Source organism: Tropicimonas sp. IMCC34043, from assembly GCF_003390845.1.
In the GTDB taxonomy this organism is placed as follows: Bacteria; Pseudomonadota; Alphaproteobacteria; order Rhodobacterales; family Rhodobacteraceae; genus Tropicimonas.
This window is the reverse complement of record NZ_QMEK01000003.1, coordinates 250331-274074: the sequence shown is the minus strand read 5'-3', so window position 1 is coordinate 274074 and position 23744 is coordinate 250331. Positions and strand designations below refer to the sequence as shown.

Genomic DNA, 23744 nt, shown 5'->3' with positions numbered 1-23744 from the left:
CGTCTTGCACCGGCAGGCGGAGACACTCCGGCAGCACCCGCGACCCGGTCATGCGGCCACCTGCGGGCCTGCAAGCCGCACCGCAGTATCGATCGCGGCATCGAAGGTTCCGGCCAGAGGCGCAAACGGCGGCCTCACCCTGGCAAAGGCCGGATCGCCGCGCTGAAGGGCGACCGCCGCCTTGATCGCGGGGATCAGCGGAAGCCCTTCGAAAACCTTGCGCACCGCCGAGACCTGATCGAGAAGTGCGGCTTCTTGCGGCGTGCCCAGCCCCTCGATCAATCGCCGGATGCCCGCGGGATTGACGTTTGCGCTGGCGCTTATGCAGCCTGCCCCACCCGCAGCGGCATTCTGCGGGATCAAGGATTCCGAGGCCGAGTAGGTATCGATCTGCGGAAAAGCCTCGATGACGGCACGTGTATTGTCCCAGTTGCCGGAACTGTCCTTCAGCCCGGCGATGGTGTCGGGATAGGCCTTCAGCAGCCTCTCGATCAGGCTCAGCGTGATCGGCACGCCGGACATTTGCGGGATGTGATAAAGATAGACGCGAAACGTCGGGGAGGCCACCGCCTCGATCACCTGGGCAAAGGCCGCGAAGACGCCATCCTCCGGCACGCCCTTGTAATAGAAGGGCGGCAGCATCAGCACCCCCCGGCACCCCAGCCCGTGCGTATGAGACGACAGCGCAACCGTGTCGGCCACGGCGCAACATCCGGTGCCGGGGATCAACACCGAAGCGTCGATACCGCCGGAAACCAGTGCCTCGAGCGCGGCGGTCCGCTCGCCGACGGACAGGGAGTTGGCTTCGCTGGTGGTGCCGAAAGGTGCCATGCCATGCGCACCGGCGGCCAGCAGGCCGTGGGCGTGCGCCACCAGCCGGCGATGATCGACGGCACCGCGCTCGTCGAACGGCGTGATCGCGGGGACGAAGAGTTCTGGCGAGCGCGTGGTCATGCCTCGGCCCCTCCTGTAGCAAGCGCGACGTCGCAGGGTTGGTGACTGGAGGGCTCGACAAGATCGCAACGGGGGATCGCGCAGGATTCGTCGTCGCTCTCGGCACCGCCGCGCCACATCAGCACGGCGAAGCTGCCAACCTCATCCAGCACGGTGGCGCCCAGATGCCACACCCCGGGGTTGAAGATGATCCCCAGCGAGCCTGGCATCAGCATCGCCAGTGCCTGCGCCGGATCCGGGGCGCCGCTGGAGTCCGAAGGCATGACCAGTGCGATGTAACGCGACACGGACAGAGGGACGAAGACCTGGGCTGCGAAAGGATGCCGTTCCATGGACGTCACCGCCAGAGGCAGGGCCGAGGGGGCAACCCGGTTGACGTGAAAGACCGGGGCACAATCGCTGTTGTGGTGGCGCAGATGTTCGGAAAAGAAGGCGCGGTCTCCGATCCGCTGAGGCGGCGCGACAATCGCGCCGAAACGCGCAAACGCGGCGCGGTCAGGCGCGATCAACGGCAGGCGCAATGTCGTCATGGATGGGCCTCCTGCGCCGGCGGAACCAGTTTGGTCCAATGCCGTGCAATGCTGTCGCGGTTGCAGATCCAGACGCCGGACTTGCCCTGCAGGTAATCGAGAAAGCGGATGAGTCCGGCGATCCTTCCCGGATGCCCGATCACGCGGCTATGAAGACCGACCGACATCATTCGCGGTACATCGGCGCTTTCCGCGTGCAGCACGTCAAACGTGTCGATCAGGTATTCCGCGAACTGCGACGCTGAAAAGACATCGCCGCTGACAAACTTCGCATCGTTGTTTGTCATGGTGTAGGGGATCACCAGGTGATCCCGTTCGCCAACCCGGGTCCAATAGGGCAGATCGTCGTTATAGGCATCGCTGTCGTAAAGATAGCCGCCATGTTCCGACACCAGAGTGCGGGTGGCCTCGCTGGCGGAATAGCGGCAGTACCATCCGGTCGGTGCCCGGCCGACGCTGTTCAGGATGCTGTCATGCGCCTCGCGGATGTGCTTGGCCTCGGTCGCGGGATCAAGGAGATAGTGCTCGATCCAGCGCCAGCCATGCGCGCAGACATCCCACTGTGCCGCAGCAATGGCCTGTGCGATGCCGGGCGTCCTCTCCAGCGCCATCGCGCTGGCAAACACCGTCAGCGGCAACCCGCGCGTGGTAAACAGCCGGTGCAGACGCCAGAACCCGACACGGCTGCCGTATTCATACATGCTTTCCGCGGCCAGGTCGCGCTGCCCCCGCGGCACACGGGACGCGCGCACTTCGGTGAGCGCGCTTTCGGAACGGCCATCGCCAAGGTCCAGACTGTATTCCGAACCTTCCTCGACATTCAGCACGAAGTTCAGCGCCAGGCCCGCGCCGTTCGGCCAACGGATCTGTGGCGGCCGCGGGCCATAGCCGACCAGATCCCGCGGGCGGGGGAGGACATCGCCAGAGGAGGGAGCGTGCTCAGTCACGCGTTCCCTCCACCTTGCAGAAGAAGCAGCACCAGTCGCCCGTGTTGACGTTGGGCAAGGCACGCAGGCCGAAGAACATGCCGTCCGCCGGCGCGTGCAATTGGCCCACCGTGTCGCCATAGACGTTGACGATCCGCGCGATCGGGTCGCCCTTTGACATCATCGTCAGGAACGAGACACCGGGTTCGGGCAGGAAAATGCCCGAGGCAGGCGCCAGCAGCGCCTCCTGCTGGCCCTTGTAGCAGGGCGTCGAATAGACGGCCTGCCCCTCCAGCATCTTGTAGTGATAGCAGATGTTGAGGATCGAATTGGCCAGTTCGGTGCCGATCTCGCGGAACTTCTCGGGGGCGGTCGCAGAGCGGCCGCCAAGTTCGACCGTGATGCCGGTCTTGCCCGCCGCCTTCATCGCCGCCATCGGGCTTCCGGTGGGATTGAAGTTCGACATGATGCAGCCCCAGCCAAGCCCCATCGCCTTGGCCAGTTCAACCGAGGCCGGCGTCTCGTCGACGAAGATTGCCTTGTCGAGGAAGGAATGCGCGCCGCCCGAATGGATCGAGATTTCGATGTCGGCGACGTCCTTCATCGCTTGCCAATGTGCATGGGCGACGCGGTCGGAAAAATACCCCTCCGCCTTGCCGGGATAGATCCGGTTCATGTCATAGGTGAAGGTGTCGAGCGGGTTGCCGCGTTCGGCCGCCGAAAAGGCGAGCGGGTTCATCACCGGCACCAGAACGACCGCACCGGAAAGTTCCGCAGGATCGATCCGCTCCATCGCCATGTGACAGGCAATCGGGCCTTCGGGTTCGTCGCCGTGGATCGCGCCGTTGACCCAGAACACCTTGCCCGGATGGGCGCCGTTGATCACGATCACCGGGATTTCGACCCGGATGCCGCCGGCAAGTTCGCCCGCCGGGATCACGCCCCGCACCATTGTGCCGGGTTTCGCGGTGGCGGTGCCGACCGTGACGCTCTGATTGGCCTGAGTGCTCATACCGCCTCCGCCCCGCCCTTGTTCCAGGCGTCGAGTTGTTCGGGCGTGTAGACCTGCATGAACTCGATCTCGATGCCGCCGGCATCATTGTCGAGGAAGGCGACAAACCCTTCGGGATGGGCATGACTGCCCTTGATGTTGCAGGCCTTGCACAGGCGCAGATCGGCGCCCTGGCTCTGGGCGTGCGACAGGGCCGCGTCGATGTCATCGACCTCGTAGCAGATGTGATGCAGGCCCTCGGCGCCGCGTTCCGCGATCCACGAGGCAAAGCGGCCATTTGGATCGGTGGACTGGCACAACTGGTATTCGATCCCGCCGAGGTTGAAGAGCGCGACCTTGTTGCCCGACTTCGGGAAATGCACGATCTCGGTATCGGCGGGCACATGCAGGAACCGCGCATAGGCGTCGAGCGCCACTTGCGCATCGCGCACGGCAAAGGCCATGTGCTTGATTCCCTTGACGTTCGGATTGTCGGATTTCACCATTCTCGCTTCTCCCTCTCAGCCGGCGTCTTGCAGCCGTTCGGCACGTATCCCGGCCACGACCGCGGCCATGCGTTGCATTGCGATGCGGATGCGGTCGACCGGCTGGGTCATCGACATCCGCACGAAATCGTCTGTGTGGTCACCGTAGATCGTGCCGGGGTAGATCATCACCCGACCCTCGGCCAAAAGCCTCTCGCAGAACGCGCCTGCACCGATCCCGAGGTCGAGACTGGCAACGTTGGCATAGACATAGAAGGCGCCCTGCGGTTCGGCATAGGTCATGCCCATGGCATCCAGCCCGGCACAGATCGCACGGCGGCGCCCTTCGTATATCTGGCGCATTTCCTCGACGCAGTCCTGCGGACCGGTCAGCGCCGCCAGCGCGGCGTGCTGGCTGACAGCGGCGGTCGAGATCGCGAAGGCGTGGTTGATCTCCGACATCGGCACGATCAGCTCGCGCGGTCCGGCGATGTAACCGACCCGCCAGCCGGTCATCGCATAGGCCTTGGAAAATCCCGACAGGGTGATCGTGCGTTCGCGCATCCCCGGCAGCGCCGCGACCGGCTGGACCCGGTGATTGCCGAACACCAGGCGCGCATAGATCTCGTCGGAAATGACGATCAGGTCGTGCTTGCGCGCCAGTTCGGCAATCTTGCGCACCTCGTCGGGCGGGGTCACCGACCCGGTCGGGTTATTGGGGTTGATCAGCACAAGGACCTTCGAGCGCGGCGTCAGATGCGGCTCGATCATCGCGGCGGTCAGGGTGAAATTGGTCTCCATCCCCATCGGGATCTTGACCACGTCCGCATCGGACAGTTCGGCCGCCTGACCATAGGGATTGTAGCCGGGGCAAGGCACGATCATCTCGTCGCCGGGATCGAGCAGCGTCAGCGCAATGATGAACATCGCCTGCTGGCCACCGGGCGTGACAATGATCTCGTCGGGCGCATAGTCGGCACCGCCGAAGGCCGCGATGTTCCGGGCGATCGCCTCGCGCAGGGGAGCGATGCCCTGCGGGTGGGTGTAATGCGTAGCCCCGTTCGCCAGTGCCTGTTGCCCGGCCGTGACGATATGGGCGGGCGTGTCCAGATCCGGATCGCCTCGACCCAGCTTGATGACGTCATCGAGCCCGTCGGCGATTTCCAGCATCCGGGTAATCAGATGCGCATCCGCCAGCTTGACACGTTTTGCCAGGCGCGAAGTGTTGCCGGTCATGCTCTCAATCTCCTTCAGGCGGCGGATGGAAGGTCGTAGATGTCGCTGAACTTCTCGGTCAGGTGCCGGATGTAGGGCTTGGGATCCAGCGGCCGGCCCGTCGCGCGCACCAGCAGTTCGTCGCGCGTGTAGCGCCGGCCGTGCTGGCAAACGCGGTCGGTCAGCCAGCTCCGCAGCGGCGTATAATCGGCCCGCTCCAGCCCCTGCCGGATCGCGGGATCCTCGGCATTGGCTGTCTCGAACAGCTGCGCCGCCATGATGTTGCCGATGGTGTAGTTGCAAAATCCCACCTGACCGCCGGACCAGTGCACGTCTTGCAAGACACCCTGTGCGTCGTCGGGAACCTCGACCCCGAGATACTCCTTGATCGAGGCATTCCACGCTTCGGGCAGATCTTTCACCGCCAGCGATCCCTCGATCATCTGACGCTCGATATCGGTGCGCACCATGACGTGAAAATCATAGGTCAACTCGTCCGCCTCGACCCTGATCAGGCTCGGCATGGAGCGGTTGATGGCGCGGAAGAACTCGTCTTCGGTCACGTCGTCCAGTTGATCGGGAAAGGCGTCGCGCGCATCGCCGAAATGATTGGACCAGAAGGCCCGGCTGCGGCCGACCTGATTCTCCCACAGCCGAGACTGCGACTCGTGGGCGCCAAAGCTGACGCCTCCGACGGCGTAGAGCCCGATCAGATCGGTTGCCAGAGGCGTCCTTGTATAGGCCGCATCGACGCCCTGTTCATAGATCGCATGGCCGGTTTCGTGCAGTGCGCCAAACAGGCACATCGGCATGTAGTTCTGGCTGACGCGGGAGGTTATCCGCACATCGTTGCGGGTGAAGGAAACCTCGAACGGATGCACCGTGGTATCGAAGCGACCGCGATTGGTATCGAAACCGATCCGCTTGGACATCTTCAGCGCGAACGCCAACTGATCGGCGGCAGGATAATTGCGATACAGAAAGTCCGAACGCGGCTGCTCCCGCTCGGCGATGGCACGGACGAGCGGCAACATGCCGTCGAGCAACTGCGCGAACATCACATCGAGATCGGCGATGGTCGTGCCCGGCTCCAGCTTGTGCAGTAGCGATTCATAGGGGTGGCTGCCAATGCCGATGGCGGCGGCAATTTCGCGATTGATCTCAACCATCCGCTCCAGCGCCGGAGCAAAAAGGGAAAAGTCGCTGCTTGCGCGGGCATCGGCCCAAAGATCATGCGCGACCCCCGCAAGCTCTTCCTTGCGCCGCAACAGCTCTGCCGGGATCCGCTGATGATAGTCGATCGCTTCGCGGACCTGCCGGACAATGGTCGCCTCGACACTGTCGGCAGGCTTGCCCGCAATCTCGGCCTCGGCGCGGTCCAGGCTCCGCAGAGCCTCGTTCGAACACAACAGATCTCGCGCCGCAACGGCAAGCGTCGCCACCTGTTTGCCTCTGGTCTCTGCGCCGCCGCGCGGCATCATCGTGCGCGCATCCCACGACAGGACTGATCCGGCATTGAGGAAATCGTTAACCCGCCCCATGATCTCGAGCAGCTCCGAGTATCCCATCTGTTCGTTCCTTTGCTCGTTTCCTGGTCCTGAAATCGTCCTGGCGGATCCGGCTGTCGAGGAGACGCGAGAGAGCTTGACTAAGAGAAACTGTTGTGTGCTCAATCTGAATGTCGACAGTCGACAATCTAACAATGGGCAATACGCCGAAAGCCGTCAAGCGAAAGATCGGGCCCAGAATTCGGTGCCCACGGACCGGAAGCGAGGATCATGCGAGAGTTGAGGACAAACGAAGCCGCGCTCGTCGAGATGGCGGTGGCCGGCAGCGTCAGCGAACCGGCCGTCCGGCCCGGCCAATACATCCCGCACCCCGACGGACGCGCCGCGATCCTGCCCGGCATGTACGGGATCGCCTACAACGTCCGTTGCGGCGACCGGGCCTTTGGCTGGGCCGGCGACCATGTCGAACCCGGCGTATCGATCGACGATGAAGGGGACAGCGGGCGCCACCACGCGCTGCACTACCTTACATGCATCGGCAACGACGCGGTGGTCACATCGGGCATGGCCGCCGGAGCGCGGGGCGTGGTGATCGGGGAACACGCGCGCATTCTGGTCCAGTTCGAAGCAGAGGCGCAGGAGCTAATGGCGCCGGGGGACCGGGTGCAGATCATCACCTGCGGCCGCGGCCTGACCCTGCCCGACTTTCCGCAGGTCGAGGTGAAAAAGCTCAGCCCAAGGCTGTTTCACGCATTGGGCGTGACGCTGTCGGGCAATCGGCTGCATGTCCCGGTGTCGATGGAATTGCCGATCCGGATCATGGGATCGGGGGCGGAGTTGAATTCGGAATACGTCGATCAGGACCTGATGTCGGGAGACCGGGCGCTGATGGCAGAGCTTGGTATCGACAAGATGCGGCTGGGTGATCTGATCGCCATCCGTCATGCGGACCATCGATACGGGCGGTCTTACCGCGAGGGCGCGGTATCGATCGCGCTGTGCATTCACGGCGACAGCGTGATGACCGGACACGGCCCCGGCATCCTGACCCTGATGACCGCCCGCGACGGCAGTATCGATTTCAGCGTCGATCCCGCCGCAAACCTATCGACCGCATTGCAACTGGGAGCCTGAGCCATGAACGTGACAACCAACGTGTCCGACATCGTCGCGGTCTCCTCGACGGGTCAGGTGGCAAACCCGTCCTTTTCGGGCCTGCCGGCCGAGCCTTACCGGCTGGCGGCCGATGGCACCCCGTTTCTCTGGCCGACCTTCGGCGGCATCGTCTATAACGTTTCGGTCGGCGACAGCGCCTTTGGCTGGGCGGGCGATTGCATACACCCCTCCGTCAGCATCGCGCACGCCGACCCCAACAAGAACCGCGGACTGAACATCTTTGCCTGCGTTGGAAACGTCGCGATGGTCGTCAACGGCGCGGCCAAGGGCGCAAAAGGCGTCGTCACCGGCAAGTCGGGCCGGTTTTCGGATCAGGTCATCATCCATTTCGATACCGAAACGCGTGCCCTGCTCGCGGTCGGCGACACAATTCTGGTGCGCTGCGAGGGCGTCGGGCTTGCCTTGCCCGAGTTTCCCGACATCCACGCCAAATCGCTGTCGCCGAAACTGTTCGACCTGCTGCCGAAGCGGGTCGAAGGCGGCACACTGCAGATCGGTGTCTGTGCCACGGTGCCGCCGCATCTGGTTGGTGCGGGCGCAGGGCTGACCTCGGAGGGCGGTTCGCTGCACATACAGTCAACCGACCGCAAGGCGCTGGCGCACCTGGGTCTGGACGGCCTGCGGCTGGGCGATCTGGTGGCCATTGCCGACACCGACAGCCGCTACAATCACGGGTATCTGCGCGGCGCGATGTCGATCGGCATCGTTGGACAGACCGACGGCCCGCGCGCCGGCTACGGCCCGGGCATGACGATCATCCTTACTGCCCCGGCTGCGCAACTTGGCGCCTTCGATGCCCCCGGCACAAACATCGCCTCTTTGCTGGAGCTTAGCGCCTGATGACGACCACAATTGCCATGACCAATGTCGACCGTGATAGCCTGCGTGCCTTCGTCTCCGACGGGTTCGAGGCATTGGGCCTGACCGCCGAGGATGCCGGGATCTTTGCCGACGCGCTGATCTTTTCCGAGCTGCGGTTTCACCCCGGCCAGGGCCAGGGCGTGATGCGCCTGCGCCGCTATCAGCAGCGGATCGGAAACGGCGAGGTCGACCCCCGCGCCGGCTGGTCCGTCGTCAAGGAAGGGCCGGCGCTGGCGCTGGTCGACGCCCATAACGGCATCGGTACGGTTGCCGCGGCCAAGGCGATGCGGCTTGCGATCAAGAAGGCCAAGGAAGGCGGGATCGGCACCGTCATCGTGCGCAACTCAACCCACTACGGTTCCAGCGCCGTTCACGCCTGCCAGGCTCTCGATCATGGTTGCATCGGGATCGCCTATACCAACGCGGGGCCGGAAATGGCGCCCTGGGGCGGGCGCGAGGGCGCGGTGGGCACCAATCCATGGAGCATCGCCGCCCCGACCGACATGGGTTTTCCCGCCGTGCTCGATATCGCCATCACCACCGCGGGCAAGGGCATGATGAACTGGTTCCTGCGCGAGGGAAAGAAGATGCCCCTCGACTGGGCGTTGACGCCCGACGGACTGGAAACCGATGATCCCGGCGCCGCAATGAAGGGCGCGCTGCTGGGGATCGGCGGCCACAAGGGATATGGCTTGGCTTTCATGACCGATGTGCTGACGGGCGTGCTGTCGGGCAGCGGCTATGGCCTGATGCCCTATGCCGATCCAAAGAAACTCGACGTCTCGCACAGCTTCACCGCAATCGACATTTCCTGGTTCATGGAGCCCGAGGAATTCAACCGCCGGATGGGCGATTTCGCGCAGATGGCCAAGAGCCGCGCCCTGCGGCCGGGCTTCGACGAGATCCTCATTCCCGGCGAGCAGGAAGCGCGGCGGGTCGCGCGCAAGTCGGCAAACGGCGTGCCGATCGACAATGCCGTGCTCGCCGATCTGAACCTGCTGGGCGGGGAGCTTGGTCTGACCACCAGCCTGCAGGAGCTTGGCCCCTACCGGGAGGACCGTCTGTGAACGCTGCATCCGGCCTGCGGCCGCTTTCGGCCGGTTTTCACGCAAACATGCGCGACAAGCTGCGCCAGACCGCCAGCGACAACGGGCTTGACGGGCATCTGATGCTGCGGCCCTCGAACATCGCCTATGCCTGCGGCTTCTTCTATGCAGCCAATGAACGCCCTGTCGGACTGTGGCTGCCGGTAGAAGGCGACCCGATCCTGTTCATCCCGGAACTCGAGCGCGAGAACGCAGAAAGCGCAACCGCGCTTGCCGTCCGTTTCTACACCGAGTTTCCTGGCGAAACGCATCCGCTGCTCTGGATGCTGGACCAGATCGGGCTGCAGTCATTGTCGCTCGACCAGCTTGACGCCTTGCTGCTGCCGGCAGTGCGCGACCGGGTGCGCCGGCTGGACCTGCGCGATTTCGCCATGGAACAGCGCTACATCAAGACTCCCGAGGAAATCGCCCTGACCCGCGCTGCCGCCGGTTTTGCCGATCTGTTCCTGTCACGCCTGTCCTCCGCGGGCGGTGACATCATCGCCCAGGGCGGCACCGAGGTGGACCTGCTCAACGATGCAATGGCCTTTGCACGCGGCGCGCTGATGACCCGCCACAGGGTGACCTTTGCGGGAACGCCGATGGGGATCACCGCCACGGTCCATTCCGGGCCGCGCGCGGCACTGCCGCATGGCGCAGTGCTGGAGCGCCGGCCGCAGCCGGGCGAGACGCTGATCGCCGGCATCGGCGCGAGTCTTGGCGGCTATCACGCCGAAAGCGGCGCGACCTTCGTGATCGGCCACATGAAGGGCGAACAGCGCCGGATCATGCAGGCGATGCAGGATTGCGACGCGGCAGCCGTGGCAGCGCTGGTGCCCGCCGCACGCTGCGATCTGGTCAACGACGCCGCCCAGGACGTTCTGCGCGCCGCGGACCTTGCCGACGCGATCCGCCACCGGATCGGCCACGGCATGGGATTGGACGGGCACGAAGCGCCCTGGCTCGCCCCCGGCGACAAGACCCGCATCGCGCCCGGCATGGTGTTCTCCAACGAACCCGGTGTCTACCGCCCCGGTCTGGACGGATACCGAACCATCAACACGATGATCGTCACCCCGAACGGCGTCGAAATACCTTCGCGATTTCAGGCCGAAACCCCCATCGACGCGCGCATCATCGCGCTTTGACGCCAAAATCCCAATTCGGAGACCCAAATGCCCGAACCCGCCGCCTGGAAATACGACAAGATCATCAAGAAGATGTTCAACGAACCGGCGCCCGAACGGGTGTTTCTGGGCCGGGTGATCCCCTGTGCCGACGACACCGTTGTCGAGGATGGCTGGGTTCATATCAAGGACGGCAGGATCGTCGCTGCGGGCCCCCGCCCCGCCGCCCTGCCTGACGGCGTCGAGGTCATGGATACCGGCGGCAAGACGCTGATGCCGGGTCTCATCAACAGCCACGCTCACCTGAACTGGGACGGTATCCACGAACTTTCTCGCCAGTCCATGGACGATCCCCGCCCGATTTCGGTCTTCAAGGCCGCTGGCAACATGCTCAAATGCCTGCGGGCGGGCGTCACGCTGGTGCGTGACCTCGGCTTTCACGACCTCAACCTCTACACCAAGCAGGCGGTCGAGCAGGGCATCTTCCCGGGCCCGCGCGTTCTCGTCTCGGGCGCCGGCATCATCCAGACGGGCGGTCACACATACTGGGTCTGCCGCGAGGCGACCGGCGCCGACGAGATGCGCCGCGCGGTGCGCGAACAGGTCCGGGGCGGCGCGGATCTTATCAAGATCATGGCCTGCCACGACACTCTGGAATTCACCGACGCGGAGCTCGAGGCGGTCATCGACGAAGCCCATCGCAACCGGCTGCCGATCACGGCGCATGCGACCTATGACGCCTGCATCCGCCGCGTCGCCGAGTTTGGCGTGGACTGCATCGAACACGGCGGCTCGATGACCGACGAGACGATCCAGATCCTTCTCGACCGCAAGCTGCCGATCGTGACGACCTTTTCGGCGCTGGTGTTGCAGGCCGATCCGGAGATCGCCCGCGCCTTCGGCATCCCGGAATGGAAGATCACCGAGCGCCAGCACGCCGTCGCCGACAAGAAGCGGTTCGACGGGCTGGTCCGCGCGGCCGCTGCGGGAGTACCCATCGTCTTTGGCACCGATGCCGGCAGCCCGGCGGTGGAGCATGACAGCATCGCACCGGAACTTGGCTTCATGGTTGAGGTCGGTGTCTGCCGCGACAACCTCGACGCCCTGCGCTCGATCACCCAGCGCGCAGCGAAGCTGAGCCGGCTGGAGGCGAAGATCGGCACGCTGGAAGCCGGCAAATGCGCCGACCTGATCGTCGTAGACGGCAAACCGGACCAGGACCTGAAGGCGCTGACCCGCGTGCAGATGACCTTTATTGACGGGCGGAGGATGAACTGATGGCCGAACACTCGCTGCTCGTGGACCGCCTCGCGCCCCGGATCGTCGAGGAGGACGGGTCGTTCCGCACCAGGATGCTGAACATTGCCGCCGGCATGACCAACGTCATCGCGATGGGCCGGGGCGACCCGGATTTTCACACACCGCCCCACATCGTCGCGGCGGCGAAGGCGGCGCTGGACGCCAACCAGCACCATTATACCGGACCGACCGGCCTGCCCGCGCTTCGCGACGCGATCGCGGCAAACCTGCGGGCGGACTACAACCTGGATTACGCGGCGGACGAGATCATCGTTACGGCCGGGGTGCAGGAAAGCATCATGCTGTGCATGCTGGGCCTCGTGTCGCCCGGCGACGAGGTGCTGATCACCTCGCCCCGCTTCACCACCTATGACACAGCCGTGCATCTGTGCGGCGGCATACCTATCCCGGTGCCGACCCACGAGAAGGACGACTTCGCCCTCGACCCCGCCGAGATCGAGAAACGCATCACCCCCCGCACGCGGCTGTTCGTGATGGTTTCGCCCAACAATCCGACCGGAGCGGTCACGCCGCCCGCTGTGATCCGCCAGATCGCCGCGCTGGCCGAGAAACACGACATCCTGCTGATCGCGGACGAGATCTATGCCAAGCTGATCTATCCCGGCAACGAACACCTGTCGCTGGCTTCGCTGCCCGGCATGAAGGCGCGCACGATCACGCTGAACGGGTTTTCAAAGACGTATGCGATGACCGGCTGGCGGGTGGGCTACATGGCAGCACCGCTCGATTTCGTCGAAAAGCTGACGGAACCCCGCCACACCCTGTCGATCAACACCTGCACCATCTCGCAGTATGCCGCCCTTGCCGCCCTGACAGGGCCGCAGGACGACATGGCGCGGATGTTTGCGGATTATGCCGAGCGGCGCGATTATCTGATGGGCGCGCTCACCGAAGCCGGCCTGACTTACGGCCATCCCGGCGGCGCCTTCTATATCTACACCAACATTTCTTCGACCGGGATGGCGGCGCCGGACTTCTGCGAGGGTTTGCTGCGCGAAACCGGCGTGATGGTCTTTCCCGGCACCATGTTCGGCGACGACAGCACCGATTACATCCGCATCTCCTACCTTCAGCCGCTGCCCAGGATCCGCGAAGCAATGGGGTTGATCGGTGATTTCATCGCAGCGCACCGGAGCACCAAATGACACAGATCCCAGATCCTGCCGAGAAATTCGTCGGCATCCAGATCAGCCCGATCAGCTTTATCGACGAGGGCGTCGATGCGGTTCTCGACACGCTGCAAAACCGCGTCGGCGTCAACGTGCTGATGTTGGGCACGGTCTCCTGGCTGGGGCTGAAGACCGGGCGATCGATCTCGTACAAGCTGGACGGCTGGCCCGACCATGGCGTGCCGGAGCCTTTCACGATGCGCGGCGGAGCCTATTTCAACCCGGATCCGCGCTATTACCAGAACACGCTGATCAAGGATTTCCGCGCTCGCGATGCCGAGATGGAAGGCAAGGATATCCTCGATCTGGTTCTGCCCGCCGCCCATGCCCGGGGCATGAAGGTCTATGTCGAGCTGATGGAGCCCTTCTTCAAATACGCAGGCCACGGGTCGGTCAACAATATCGCGATCCCGGGCCTCGCACAGGTGATGGAGGTCGATGTCTACGGCCGCCGCAAGGATGAACCATCGACCTCGAACCCCGATTACCGCAACTGGATTCATGCGATCATCGAGGATCAGGTCCGCAATCATGCCATCGACGGGATCATGTGGTGCAACGAGCGCAACTCGCCGCTGGACCAGATGATGCAGGGACAGGCCCCCGGGGATTTTTCCGAGCCCGCCCGGCGCGAGGCGCTGGACCGCGGCATCGACGTCGAGGCCTGCCGGCGCGCCTGCATCAGGATGCACGAATTCCTGCAGGCCGCGATTGCCGGCGAGACCTTCGATGACGGCGCGTTCATCACCTTCCTGCGGGTGTTGATGGACAATCCCGCGCTGCTGGTCTGGGAACGCTTCTGGCTGGAGCGCAACAAGGACCTGGATCGAGAGCTGTACGGGTTGGTGAAATGGTGCAAGCCCGGACTGCCGTTCGGACTGAACGTCTGGAACCGCAACCATTTCAACATCTTTCGCCGCGCCCAATGGCCATGGGCGGAGCAGACCATGTATGCCGACTGGGTCAAGCCGATCACCTATCAGCACCAGTCCGGCGAGATCTGGGCCAAGGAACTCGGGATCTTCCAGCGCACGATCCTGCGGGATTTCGATCCGGCAGCGGCGGCGGCGGTGATGCAGGCGATGCTGGGGCTGAAAGAGGCGCCGCTGGACAGCGTGATCCAGGCCGGCATGGACCCCGACACCTATGTCTACGGCCAATGTGCCGACGCCCTGCGGGGCGTCCACGGCAAGGCGCAGGTCTACATGGGGCTCGGCATCGACGCGCCGCGGGTGCGGGCCGATCAGGCAAAATGCACCCCCGACATCGCCTATCGCTCGGTGATGGCGACCTACCGGGCGGGCGGGCACGGCATCGTCCTGGCACCCAACTATGCCTCGATGCACCTGACCAATCTCGACGGCGTCGCGCGCGCCCTGCAAGAGCTGGGGTTGAAGGAATGAGCGGGCCCGACAGGCTGGTGGCGGGGGGACAAGTCCTTATGCCGGACGGGCTCCACCCGGTTGACATCGGCCTGTCCGGCGGCCGGATCGCCGGGATCTATGCCCGCGGCACCGCGCCGCCCGCGCGCGACAGGATCGATGCCACAGGGCTGACGGTCCTGCCCGGACTGGTCGACATCCATTTCCACGTCCGCGCCCCGGCCTATCCCGAGCGTGGCACTGTCCAGTCCGAAACCCGCGCCGCGGCGGCCGGCGGTGTCACCACGATCTTTGAAATGCCGATCTCGAAGCCCTGCTGCTCGACCCCCGACGAGGTCGCGCGCAGGCTGACGCATTTCGCCGGGAATGCCGTGGTCAACTTCGGCCTCTACGCTGCACCGGGCGATCTGACCGAAGCCAGCCGCGACGCAATGAAGGCGCTGGGGATCGTGGCATGGAAGATTTTCACCACCCCCGCCCCCTCCGGCCGCGAGGACGAGTTCGAGGGCCTGGCATTCCCCGACGAGGCCGACCAGTACCGCGCGCTGGAACTGCTGGCGCAGACCGGCCTGCCGCTGGTCGTCCACGCCGAAAGCGCGGCCTTGCTGGGACTTTTTGGCGATCGCGCGGCGAACCTCGATGCCGCCAGCGCGACCACCCACACCGCCGCCCGTCCCGCGGTCTGCGAGGCGGTGGCAGTGGCCAAGCTGCTGGCGATGAACATGCGCGCGCAGGCGCGGCTGCACATCGCGCATGTCACGAGCGCGCAGACCGTCTCGGTTCTGCGCGGCTTTGCGGGCACCTCGGACTTTACCGCCGAGACCTGCCCGCAGTACCTGTTTGCAACCGAGGCCGACGTCGCCCGCGCAGGCATCTATGCAAAGGTCAATCCGCCGATCCGGTCGCAGGGCGATCAGGACGCACTGTGGCAAGCCATCGATGACGGCATCATCGACTTCGTCACCACCGACCACGCCCCTTTCTCGCAGGCCGAGAAAAAGGCAGCGGAGGGCAATTTCCTGACCGCTCCGCCCGGCGTTCCGGGGATCGAGTTCATTCTGCCGGCGATGCTGGACGCGGTTGCGGCGGGGCGGCTCAGCCTCGAACGTGCCCATGACCTCGTTTGTGCCAATGGCGCACGCCGGTTCGGGATCTATCCGGCCAAGGGCGCGATCCTGCCCGGCAGCGACGCCGATCTTGTTCTGGTGGATCTGGCGCAAGACACTGTCATTTCGGCCTCGGCGCTGCAGACACATGCCCGCGAGGTTGCCCATCTGTACGAAGGGCGCAGGCTCCGCGGCAAGGTGATGCAGACACTGGTCGCAGGGAACACCGTCTTTGACCGCGGTTCGGTCACCGGTGCGCCCGGGCATGGCCGGCATGTCAGACCGTAAGTGACGAGAGGAAGGTGAAGATGCGTCCAGATCAAGGACCCGATCAGGCGACGGAAACGGAACCGGCCACCTTGCTGGAGGTGCGGGGCCTGACGACCTGTTTCAAGACAGGGTTCGACGGGCGCGAGATCAACGCGATCGAGGAGGTGAGTTTTTCCGTCGCCCCGGGCGAGACCCTTGCCATCGTCGGCGAATCCGGATCGGGCAAGTCGGTCACCAGCCTGTCGGTCATGGGATTGCTGCCGCCGCAGACGGGCCGAATTGCTGCCGGAAGCATCCGCTTTCGGGGCCGCGAACTGACGACGCTCGACAACACGGCGATGCGGGGCCTTCGCGGCAACATGATGTCAATGATCTTTCAGGAACCGATGACCTCGTTCAATCCGGTCTACACCATCGGTCACCAGATCGCCGAGGTCATCGTGCTGCACCAGAAGCTTGGATACCGGCTCGCCTTGCGAAAGGCAGTCGAGATGCTGGAGCTGGTGGGTATTCCCGAAGCCCGGCGCCGGGTCGACAATTTCCCCCACCAGATGTCGGGCGGGATGCGGCAGCGCGCGATGATCGCCATGGCGCTGAGTTGCGAGCCTGACCTGTTGATTGCGGATGAACCGACAACCGCACTCGATGTCACCATCCAGGCGCAGGTGCTGGAATTGCTCAAGGATCTTCAGGCGCGGATGGGAATGGCGATGATCTTTATCACCCATGACCTGGGTGTGGTGGCCGAGGTCGCTGATCGGGTCTGCGTGATGTATGCGGGCCAGATCGTCGAGACCGCGCCGGTGAATGACATCTTTGCGGCGCCGCGGATGCCCTACACGGCCGCATTGCTTGGCTCGATGCCCCGCCTCGGCGCCGGCCGTGACCGGCTGGTCCCGATCCCCGGGCATGTGCCGCCGTTGTCGCGGCTGCCGAAAGGGTGCCGGTTCCGGGGCCGTTGCAGCTTTGCCCGGCCCGAATGCGCTGCGGGCGAACCCACGCTGGACCGGATCGAACCAGGCCACGACGTGCGTTGCTTTCGCGTCGGCGAACCGGACCTTCTGCAACGGAGCGCATCGTGACCATGTTCGACGACAAACGGACCGAGACTGCGCCGGGCGAACCTCTGCTGCGCGTGCGCAACCTGAGAAAGCACTTCCCGGTTGGCGGAGGCCCTTTCAGACGGCCGCCGGTCGCGGTCAAGGCGATTGACGACATCTCGTTCGAGATCGCTCAGGGCGAAGTGGTGGGTCTGGTCGGAGAGTCGGGCTCGGGCAAGACGACCGTGGGGCGCACCATCTTGCGCCTGACCGAGCCGACCTCGGGCCAGATACTGTTCGACGGGCAGGACGTCGCGGCGTTGACTCCGCGGCAGATGCGGGCTCAGAGAAAGCGGATGCAGATCGTATTTCAGGACCCCGATGCGAGCCTGAATCCCCGAGAGACGATCCGGCAAGCCATCGGTCGCGCCCTGCGTATCCACAGGATCGGCACCGGCGCCGACCGCGAGGACCGGATCGTCGCCCTGCTGGAACAGGTTGGCCTGTCAGGGGACTACATCGACAGATATCCCTACGAATTTTCCGGCGGACAGCGGCAAAGGATCGGCATTGCCCGCGCCCTCGCCGTGGAGCCCGAGTTCATTGTCGCGGACGAGCCTGTCTCGGCGCTGGACGTTTCGGTGCAGGCGCAGGTCATCAACCTGATGGATGACCTGACGCAGCGGCTTAATCTCACGATGCTGTTCATCGCGCACGACCTGGCTGTCGTGGAACACATCTCGGATCGTGTGATCGTGATGTACCTTGGAAAGATCATGGAGATCGCGCCATCCCAGACCCTCTATGACGCACCGCGCCACCCCTATACCAGGGCGCTGATGTCGGCCGTGCCGCGGCCGGACCCGACAATCAAACGCCAGCGGACGCTGCTGCAAGGCGACATTCCCAGCCCGATCAACCCGCCCTCTGGATGTGTGTTTCGATCACGCTGCCCTTCCGCTGGCCCGGAATGCGCGAGCATCATTCCACCGTTGGAACAGGTCGGACCGGGGCATTACAGCGCCTGCGTCAAGAACCGGCAGTTCGGCTAGGACACTTGCGTGGCGACCGCTGCGGCGCTCACACGACCTGCGACTGCTGCATCCGCGAGACTTGTAGCAGATGGTTCTCAAGTTCCTTGCGCAGCGCGACCGGGTCGGCGTCGCACCTGATCTGTTCGCGGATGAAATCGCGAAACATCTCGTGGTGGCGCACGACCGAAAACAGATCGTCGGCCCGATACTGGCGCATACTGAAGATGATCATCACATGGCGCGCAATTGCCGACCACAGCGTCGCCACGATCTGGTTGTGGGACGCTACCGCGATTGCCTTGTGAAAGCTCAGGTCGGCTTCCAGCGACCCGGCCCTGTCGCCGTTGACAGCCGCTTCGTGCATTCGCGCAATCGGAACATTCAGTTCCGTCGCCGCCGGGTCGAATTGGCGCCAGTGCAGGACTGCGTCGCGCAAAAGGATCGCCTCGAGCGAAAGCCGGACCTCAAGCACCTTCTCGATTGTCGCCTCGTCAAAGGCCGCAACCCGGAAACCCCGGCTCGAATCCGCGGTCACTATACCTTGGGCGTGAAGAATTTTCAGCGCTTCCCGGATCGGCGCACGGCTGACGCCGATCCGATCGGCGAGGGCCACTTCGGTAACTCGTTCGTCTGGATTCAGAATTCCGGTCGCAATCGCACGGGCAACTGAATCGGCGATTGTTTCAGCAAGCGTCACACGCTTGGGAAGCTTGAAGATCTCGTCGGTGGTGCCGTTCAATGCTTCTGCCCCATAACCTTGGCCCTCTTGAGCCACCCGATGTCAAACTGGGTGAAAAAACTGCGCTTTCCTAAGTAGTATGCCAAAAGAACAGACGACAAAAGAGGCCGCGGCTCTGGACGGCATGCAGCCGGCGGGCGTTGATGGTGCGACCGGCCTCGTCAGCATCGATGTGCGACGGCGGGTGTGCAACGACCCATAAAGGTCTGTGGCCACCGGCGCGGGATCGGACGCAGCAGCGGTCCGGTCAAATCGGTCAAGGCTGCAGGACCGGCCCTGCGCCCGCCCGAGAGCGCGTCAGATCCCGCGGCTGGCGATCAGCCGGGCCAGATCGCGGGCGGCGGCGGCGCGCGCGGCGGCAATACCGGGGGTGCCGCTGTCGGGCGCAATCGGGGCACTGACGTCAAAGGTGCCGGAACGGTCGCGGCCACCGGTCAGGCTTGCCACGAAATACTGGCCGGACAGATGGAACCGGCCGTCGACACCGGCGACCATCCTGTCGAACCGCAGATGCACCCTTGCGTCGGGCAGGTCCTCGAACGGCCATGGCTCGGCTGCAACCCGTGCGCCGGTCACAGCCGCCAGGTGCTGGGTAACTTCCTGGGTCAGACCGCGGGCGGGATCGTCGGCCCAAAGCGCGCCGCGATCAGACGTCAGCGATCCGCCGGGGCCTTCGATCCAGATTTCCTCGGTCCTGGCGTAGGAGGGCAGCGACACCTCGCGCACCTCGACCTTGCTGACCGAAATCGCGATGCGCCCGCCCGAGGCGACCGGCGGCGCGGCGTAACGCACCGATTTCGCCCCGCAGGCCCCCAGAAGGAGCGTCATTGCGAAGGCGGCGAAAACGAAAAGGCGCATGGTCGCTCCGTTGGCAGGAAAGTCCGGCAAGCAGCATAACTGCCGGAGGGGATGTAACAAGGGTGCGGCGGAAACCCGCAGCCAAGTGGGACAAAACTGCTGCAGCGGTCGCCTGAGCGGCCCCGCAACAACGCGTTGCCGGGGCCGTCGGACGGTTTCGCCCCCGACAAGATCACCGCCCGGTCAGCAGCGCATTGGGCTTTCGTTCGAGCATCCGCGCCAGCGAACTGACCGAGTCCGCAGCCCGGCTGACCTGCCGCAGTGCCTCGCGGGCCTCGCGGTTCAGCGCCCCGGTGTCGGACAGGCCGGCCAGCGTTTGCTGTGCCGTCCGCAGCACCGCCTCGGCCTGCGCGACCAGCGCCGGCAGGTCGTTCGTGGCCGAGGCTACCGCGTCGGCGGCCTCGCGGGTCGCGGCCAGGGCCTCGTTCACGTTGGTGACGGTGCCGCCCTCCCGCAGTTCCGCGAGCGCGGCCGAGACCTCGTCGAGCGCCGCGTTCACGCTGGCAGGCAGCGCCTTCGCGTCGTCGGTGCCGATCAGGGCATTGGCCGAGTCGACAAGGTCGTTGACCGAGGCAGCCAGCCGGTCGAGATCCATCGCCTCGACCTTGGCAACGATTGCATCGGCGCTCTGGATCAGTTCTGGCACCCCGTCGAAGGCGGCGCTTACATCATCGGCCGCCTTGCCCGCAGAGGCCACCGCCTCGCTGACAGTGGCGACGGTCCCGGCATCCTGGGCCTCCTGCATCAACACCGTTACCTTTTCGGCCGCGTCCGTCACCTGCGCGAGCGCGCTCGACAGGTTTTGCGGCAGGGCACGGGTGGCATCGTCGTCAAGCACGCTCCTCGCGCTGTCGGCCAGCCCCGTCACCTGGTTCAACAGGGCGTCGAAGTCGAGCGCATTTGCCTTGGCCGCGACAGCCGTGATCTCGTCGATCAGCTGCGGCATGGTGGTAAAGGCGGTGCCGACATCGCCGGCCGCCTGGCCGGCTTTCTCGACCGCCGTCACAAGCTTCTGCACGCCGTTGCTGTCTTGCAGATCGGACAGCAGCGTTTCGAGCGTGCCTGCGATGGTATCGATCTGCCCCGGCAACGCCTGGAACTGGGCGCTGCCGACCAGCGTGCGCAGGTCGGTGACCAGCCCGCGCAACTCGGCCGGGGTCTGTTGCAGATCGGGGCTTGCCACCAGATTTGCGGCGTTGTCGAGAAGCCGCTTGGCCGACTGCAAGATATCCTCGATCGGCAGGTCGGTGACCCGCTTGATCAGCCCCTCGGCCGACGAGGCGACGCCCGAGATCTCGGCCGGAATACTCGGCAGGATCGGATAGGGACTGGCATCGCGCAGGAACTGCGCGGCGGGTGCATCGGGCACCTCAACGAGGTCGATCCTGAGCCCGCCGGTCAGCAGCGAGGCCCGCGAGAGTTGCGCGCGGAGCCCCTCGTCCACCCGCTGTTCGAGGAAATCGATCACCTCCTGGTCTTCCGTGACGGCGTCGGACCCCATGGCGATCTGATCGAGTTCGATCGAAATCACCACAACCAGACGCACCCTCTCGTCGCCGAAAAGCTCGGGATCGACGGCGCCGGTCACACTTTCGACCTTGCCGATCTCGAGCCCGCTCAGCATCACTGGGGCCCCGACCTTCAGACCGGTTATGTTTTCGTCGAACACCACGGACAGCCGCACCGTGCCGCGCCCGCCATCGGCGCTTTCAAACAGGCTGCCTTGCGCGTCCTCGCGGTTGTTGAACACCGAAAATGTCTGGCCGTCCTGAACAGGGACGCCGCCCGAGACCAGCGTCTCGAAGCTGACGCCACCGGTCACGATCGAACTCAGGCTCTCGAAATCGAGCGAGGCGCCGCCCGGACCGATCGACAGCGAGAAACCCGAGGTATCCCAGAACCGGGTCCGGCTGGTCAGCAGCTTGTCGTGGGGGGCGGCGACAAAGGCGTCGGCCAGAACCGAGATGCCGTCGGGCGAAAGCTGCGGCCGGCCCACACGCCCGACCTCCAGCCCCTTGAACATGATCGAGGTGCCCTCTTTCAGCCCGCGCCCGGTATTGGTCGTCAGCACGATCCGCGTGCCCGTCTGGTCGGGTGGCGCCAGGGGGGTGTTGGCCAGCCCCTGGAATTTTCGGTGCAGCCCGCCCGGAACGCTGTTCCAGCTGCCTTCGATATAGACCCCGCTCAGCACGGTGTTGAGCCCGGTCACGCCGCGCAGCGAGACCTCGGGGCTGACCACCCAGAACACGGAATCTGAATCGACGAAATCCTCGATATCCTTGTCCACACGGACATGGGCGATCACCTGGGTCAGGTCTTCCGAAAAGGTGACGTCCTCGACCAGCCCGACCGAGACCTCGCGATAGCGCAATTCGGTCTGCCCCGCGACGATGCCCGAGGCATTATCGAAGCTGATTTCGATCATCGCACCGCGCTGGGAATAGCTGTGCCAGGCAATGCCAAGTGCGATCAGCAGCGCCGCGACCGGGATCACCCAGACGATCGAGACCCGGTCCATCAGGCTTTGCCGCGCGGGTTCGATATGGGCGGGGGGGATCTGGTCGGTCACGTTTTGCTTGCCTCAAGGGGTTTGGCGTCCAGGCTGTCCCAGATCATCCGGCTATCGAAGGATCGCGCCGACAACATGGTGAAGACCACCGAAAGCGCGAAGGTGACGGCCGCAGGTCCGGGGTGGATCGACACGACCACCGACAATTGAACCAGCGCCGACAGCACGGCGACGACGAAAACGTCGATCATCGACCAGCGGCCGACGAATTCCACGACTTCGTACAATTGCATCCGCCGCAGCAGATCATGGGTCCAGCCATGCTGGACCGACAGCGCCAGATAGGCGACAGCAACGAACTTTCCCATCGGGATCGCGACCGAGGCGGTCAGGATCACCAGCGCCACCGGGATATCGCCATGCGCCATCAGTTCGACCGCGCCGCCGACGATGGTCGAGCCGGCGGTCTTGGCCAGCAGGGTCGTCTTCAGCATCGGGAAAAGATTGGCCGGGATGTAACAGATCAGCCCGACCACCCACCAGGCCCAGACCCGGCTCATGCTGTGGGTATCGCGCGACTGAAGGCGCTTGCCGCAACGGCCGCAGGTCTCGGTGCCCAGGGGCCAGACCCGCGCGCAATGTGTGCAGGCCACCAGCCCGGCCTGGCGCGCAGTCAGGCACTGCCGGGGCTCGGCTTGCACGTCAGCCATGTTCGGGACCCGCCGGTTGCCGCGCCGCGCCGCGCCGCGCGTATTCCTCGGGCGCCAGATGCCCCGATTCGAGCGCCCCCCAGATCGTCCAGCGGCAGAGGAACCGGTCCTGGAACACGGTTACCACCACCAGGGCTGCAAACAGCCAGAACGCGGTGCCGATCTCGACATGGGCAAGGTTGGCGATCTTGACCAGCGCGACCCCGACCCCAAGCACGAAGATTTCGGCCATCGACCACGGCCGCAGATCCTCGCTCCAGCGGAATGCCAGCCCCGCCCCGTCAAAAGGCGGCCGCTTCAACAGCATCGGCACCAGCACGAACAGAAGCAGCAGCATCCTCAGCAGCGGCACCACCACGATCAGCGTGGTCACCAGAACGGTCAGGCCGATCATGTTGACCTGGGCAAACGCCAGCGTCGCATCGAAGATCGACACCGAATGCTTCAGACCGTTGGCCTCGATCGACAGGAAGGGGGTGAAGACCGCCGCCGTCAGCAGCACCAGAATGGTCAGCGCCAGCGCCACGATCTGCAGCGCCGCACCCGCGATTGGCGTGATCAGCACGTGGTGGCACCGCTCGCAGGTCGCACGCGCGCCAACGCCGGGCGAGACCGCACGGTACAGCGCGTCGCAGGACGGGCAGGCGATCAGCTGCTCAAGCTCGCCGTCTGTCAGGTCGGGTGTGGCCACGGAGGTCTCGCTGCACTTGTTCGCCGTGCACCCTATCAGTCGGGGAAGTACGCGCAAT

Annotated in this window: 22 protein-coding genes; 10 read left to right on the top strand and 12 right to left on the bottom strand. The window is 64.7% G+C overall.

Annotated elements, in window-relative coordinates; all coding sequences use genetic code 11:
* Positions 1-48: 48 nt before the first annotated feature.
* Genes DQG17_RS13815 through DQG17_RS13785 form a run of 7 tightly spaced genes read right to left on the bottom strand, consistent with a single transcriptional unit; the run spans position 49 to position 6669 of the window.
* Complete coding sequence (locus DQG17_RS13815) at positions 49-954, bottom strand: dihydrodipicolinate synthase family protein (protein ID WP_116133426.1); 906 nt, start codon at positions 952-954, stop codon at positions 49-51.
* Positions 951-1484 carry an ureidoglycolate lyase gene (locus tag DQG17_RS13810; RefSeq protein WP_116133425.1) on the bottom strand — a complete coding sequence of 178 codons (534 nt, stop codon included), beginning with the start codon at positions 1482-1484 and terminating at the stop codon, positions 951-953. Before DQG17_RS13810 ends, DQG17_RS13815 begins: the two co-directional genes overlap by 4 nt.
* Positions 1481-2431: a polysaccharide deacetylase family protein gene (locus DQG17_RS13805; RefSeq protein ID WP_116133424.1), complete on the bottom strand. Its 951-nt coding sequence runs from the start codon at positions 2429-2431 to the stop codon at positions 1481-1483. The genes DQG17_RS13810 and DQG17_RS13805 overlap by 4 nt, the downstream gene beginning before the upstream one ends.
* On the bottom strand, positions 2424-3422 hold the full coding sequence (locus DQG17_RS13800; protein ID WP_116133423.1) for a succinylglutamate desuccinylase/aspartoacylase family protein: 999 nt from the start codon (positions 3420-3422) through the stop codon (positions 2424-2426). The genes DQG17_RS13805 and DQG17_RS13800 overlap by 8 nt, the downstream gene beginning before the upstream one ends.
* The gene (locus DQG17_RS13795) at positions 3419-3907 is read right to left on the bottom strand and encodes a VOC family protein (RefSeq protein ID WP_116133422.1); all 489 of its coding nucleotides are present in this window, start codon (positions 3905-3907) and stop codon (positions 3419-3421) included. Before DQG17_RS13795 ends, DQG17_RS13800 begins: the two co-directional genes overlap by 4 nt.
* Before the next feature lie 15 nt (positions 3908-3922).
* Positions 3923-5122: a pyridoxal phosphate-dependent aminotransferase gene (locus tag DQG17_RS13790; RefSeq protein ID WP_116133421.1), complete on the bottom strand. Its 1200-nt coding sequence runs from the start codon at positions 5120-5122 to the stop codon at positions 3923-3925.
* 14 nt (positions 5123-5136) lie between these two features.
* Positions 5137-6669 (bottom strand): carboxypeptidase M32, encoded by a 1533-nt coding sequence (locus DQG17_RS13785; protein WP_116133420.1) that lies wholly within the window; start codon positions 6667-6669, stop codon positions 5137-5139.
* A 210-nt stretch (positions 6670-6879) separates the two neighbouring features.
* Between DQG17_RS13785 and DQG17_RS13780 the strand changes: the two genes are divergently transcribed.
* The 10 genes from DQG17_RS13780 to DQG17_RS13735 are packed head-to-tail and all read left to right on the top strand — an operon-like array spanning position 6880 to position 18197.
* Positions 6880-7743 carry a DUF4438 domain-containing protein gene (locus tag DQG17_RS13780; protein ID WP_116133419.1) on the top strand — a complete coding sequence of 288 codons (864 nt, stop codon included), beginning with the start codon at positions 6880-6882 and terminating at the stop codon, positions 7741-7743.
* A 3-nt stretch (positions 7744-7746) separates the two neighbouring features.
* Complete coding sequence (locus DQG17_RS13775) at positions 7747-8625, top strand: DUF4438 domain-containing protein (protein WP_116133418.1); 879 nt, start codon at positions 7747-7749, stop codon at positions 8623-8625.
* Positions 8625-9713 carry an Ldh family oxidoreductase gene (locus DQG17_RS13770; RefSeq protein WP_116133417.1) on the top strand — a complete coding sequence of 363 codons (1089 nt, stop codon included), beginning with the start codon at positions 8625-8627 and terminating at the stop codon, positions 9711-9713. Before DQG17_RS13775 ends, DQG17_RS13770 begins: the two co-directional genes overlap by 1 nt.
* Positions 9710-10879: a Xaa-Pro peptidase family protein gene (locus DQG17_RS13765; protein WP_232829443.1), complete on the top strand. Its 1170-nt coding sequence runs from the start codon at positions 9710-9712 to the stop codon at positions 10877-10879. The genes DQG17_RS13770 and DQG17_RS13765 overlap by 4 nt, the downstream gene beginning before the upstream one ends.
* Before the next feature lie 27 nt (positions 10880-10906).
* The gene (locus tag DQG17_RS13760; protein ID WP_116133416.1) at positions 10907-12136 is read left to right on the top strand and encodes an amidohydrolase family protein; all 1230 of its coding nucleotides are present in this window, start codon (positions 10907-10909) and stop codon (positions 12134-12136) included.
* Positions 12136-13323 (top strand): pyridoxal phosphate-dependent aminotransferase, encoded by a 1188-nt coding sequence (locus DQG17_RS13755; protein WP_116133415.1) that lies wholly within the window; start codon positions 12136-12138, stop codon positions 13321-13323. Before DQG17_RS13760 ends, DQG17_RS13755 begins: the two co-directional genes overlap by 1 nt.
* The gene (locus DQG17_RS13750; RefSeq protein ID WP_116133414.1) at positions 13320-14750 is read left to right on the top strand and encodes a hypothetical protein; all 1431 of its coding nucleotides are present in this window, start codon (positions 13320-13322) and stop codon (positions 14748-14750) included. The genes DQG17_RS13755 and DQG17_RS13750 overlap by 4 nt, the downstream gene beginning before the upstream one ends.
* Before the next feature lie 38 nt (positions 14751-14788).
* On the top strand, positions 14789-16123 hold the full coding sequence (locus tag DQG17_RS13745) for a dihydroorotase family protein (protein WP_232829442.1): 1335 nt from the start codon (positions 14789-14791) through the stop codon (positions 16121-16123).
* A gap of 20 nt (positions 16124-16143) precedes the next feature.
* The gene (locus DQG17_RS13740) at positions 16144-17187 is read left to right on the top strand and encodes an ABC transporter ATP-binding protein (protein WP_116133412.1); all 1044 of its coding nucleotides are present in this window, start codon (positions 16144-16146) and stop codon (positions 17185-17187) included.
* 2 nt (positions 17188-17189) lie between these two features.
* The gene (locus DQG17_RS13735; protein WP_116133411.1) at positions 17190-18197 is read left to right on the top strand and encodes an ABC transporter ATP-binding protein; all 1008 of its coding nucleotides are present in this window, start codon (positions 17190-17192) and stop codon (positions 18195-18197) included.
* Between the two features lie 28 nt (positions 18198-18225).
* Here DQG17_RS13735 and DQG17_RS13730 read toward each other — a convergent pair whose 3' ends face one another.
* The 5 genes from DQG17_RS13730 to DQG17_RS13710 form a co-directional block, all read right to left on the bottom strand.
* Positions 18226-18918 carry a GntR family transcriptional regulator gene (locus DQG17_RS13730; protein ID WP_198666122.1) on the bottom strand — a complete coding sequence of 231 codons (693 nt, stop codon included), beginning with the start codon at positions 18916-18918 and terminating at the stop codon, positions 18226-18228.
* Positions 18919-19215: 297 nt separating this feature from the next.
* Positions 19216-19776 (bottom strand): membrane integrity-associated transporter subunit PqiC, encoded by a 561-nt coding sequence (locus DQG17_RS13725; RefSeq protein ID WP_116133409.1) that lies wholly within the window; start codon positions 19774-19776, stop codon positions 19216-19218.
* 172 nt (positions 19777-19948) lie between these two features.
* Positions 19949-22345: an MlaD family protein gene (locus DQG17_RS13720; protein ID WP_116133408.1), complete on the bottom strand. Its 2397-nt coding sequence runs from the start codon at positions 22343-22345 to the stop codon at positions 19949-19951.
* A complete protein-coding gene (locus tag DQG17_RS13715; RefSeq protein ID WP_116133407.1) occupies positions 22342-22995 on the bottom strand; it encodes a paraquat-inducible protein A in 654 nt (217 codons plus the stop codon). Before DQG17_RS13715 ends, DQG17_RS13720 begins: the two co-directional genes overlap by 4 nt.
* Positions 22988-23686, bottom strand: coding sequence for a paraquat-inducible protein A (locus tag DQG17_RS13710; protein ID WP_232829441.1), 699 nt, complete (start codon positions 23684-23686; stop codon positions 22988-22990). Before DQG17_RS13710 ends, DQG17_RS13715 begins: the two co-directional genes overlap by 8 nt.
* Positions 23687-23744: the final 58 nt, after the last annotated feature.

What these genes read in the sequence shown, in the direction of transcription:
- DQG17_RS13815 (WP_116133426.1), bottom strand. Translation starts at nt 954, where the DNA reads ATGACCACGCGCTCGCCAGAACTCTTCGTCCCCGCGATCACGCCGTTC.
- DQG17_RS13810 (WP_116133425.1), bottom strand. Translation starts at nt 1,484, where the DNA reads ATGACGACATTGCGCCTGCCGTTGATCGCGCCTGACCGCGCCGCGTTT.
- DQG17_RS13800 (WP_116133423.1), bottom strand. Translation starts at nt 3,422, where the DNA reads ATGAGCACTCAGGCCAATCAGAGCGTCACGGTCGGCACCGCCACCGCG.
- DQG17_RS13795 (WP_116133422.1), bottom strand. Translation starts at nt 3,907, where the DNA reads ATGGTGAAATCCGACAATCCGAACGTCAAGGGAATCAAGCACATGGCC.
- DQG17_RS13790 (WP_116133421.1), bottom strand. Translation starts at nt 5,122, where the DNA reads ATGACCGGCAACACTTCGCGCCTGGCAAAACGTGTCAAGCTGGCGGAT.
- DQG17_RS13785 (WP_116133420.1), bottom strand. Translation starts at nt 6,669, where the DNA reads ATGGGATACTCGGAGCTGCTCGAGATCATGGGGCGGGTTAACGATTTC.
- DQG17_RS13780 (WP_116133419.1), top strand. Translation starts at nt 6,880, where the DNA reads ATGCGAGAGTTGAGGACAAACGAAGCCGCGCTCGTCGAGATGGCGGTG.
- DQG17_RS13775 (WP_116133418.1), top strand. Translation starts at nt 7,747, where the DNA reads ATGAACGTGACAACCAACGTGTCCGACATCGTCGCGGTCTCCTCGACG.
- DQG17_RS13770 (WP_116133417.1), top strand. Translation starts at nt 8,625, where the DNA reads ATGACGACCACAATTGCCATGACCAATGTCGACCGTGATAGCCTGCGT.
- DQG17_RS13760 (WP_116133416.1), top strand. Translation starts at nt 10,907, where the DNA reads ATGCCCGAACCCGCCGCCTGGAAATACGACAAGATCATCAAGAAGATG.
- DQG17_RS13755 (WP_116133415.1), top strand. Translation starts at nt 12,136, where the DNA reads ATGGCCGAACACTCGCTGCTCGTGGACCGCCTCGCGCCCCGGATCGTC.
- DQG17_RS13750 (WP_116133414.1), top strand. Translation starts at nt 13,320, where the DNA reads ATGACACAGATCCCAGATCCTGCCGAGAAATTCGTCGGCATCCAGATC.
- DQG17_RS13745 (WP_232829442.1), top strand. Translation starts at nt 14,789, where the DNA reads ATGCCGGACGGGCTCCACCCGGTTGACATCGGCCTGTCCGGCGGCCGG.
- DQG17_RS13740 (WP_116133412.1), top strand. Translation starts at nt 16,144, where the DNA reads ATGCGTCCAGATCAAGGACCCGATCAGGCGACGGAAACGGAACCGGCC.
- DQG17_RS13735 (WP_116133411.1), top strand. Translation starts at nt 17,190, where the DNA reads ATGTTCGACGACAAACGGACCGAGACTGCGCCGGGCGAACCTCTGCTG.
- DQG17_RS13725 (WP_116133409.1), bottom strand. Translation starts at nt 19,776, where the DNA reads ATGCGCCTTTTCGTTTTCGCCGCCTTCGCAATGACGCTCCTTCTGGGG.
- DQG17_RS13715 (WP_116133407.1), bottom strand. Translation starts at nt 22,995, where the DNA reads ATGGCTGACGTGCAAGCCGAGCCCCGGCAGTGCCTGACTGCGCGCCAG.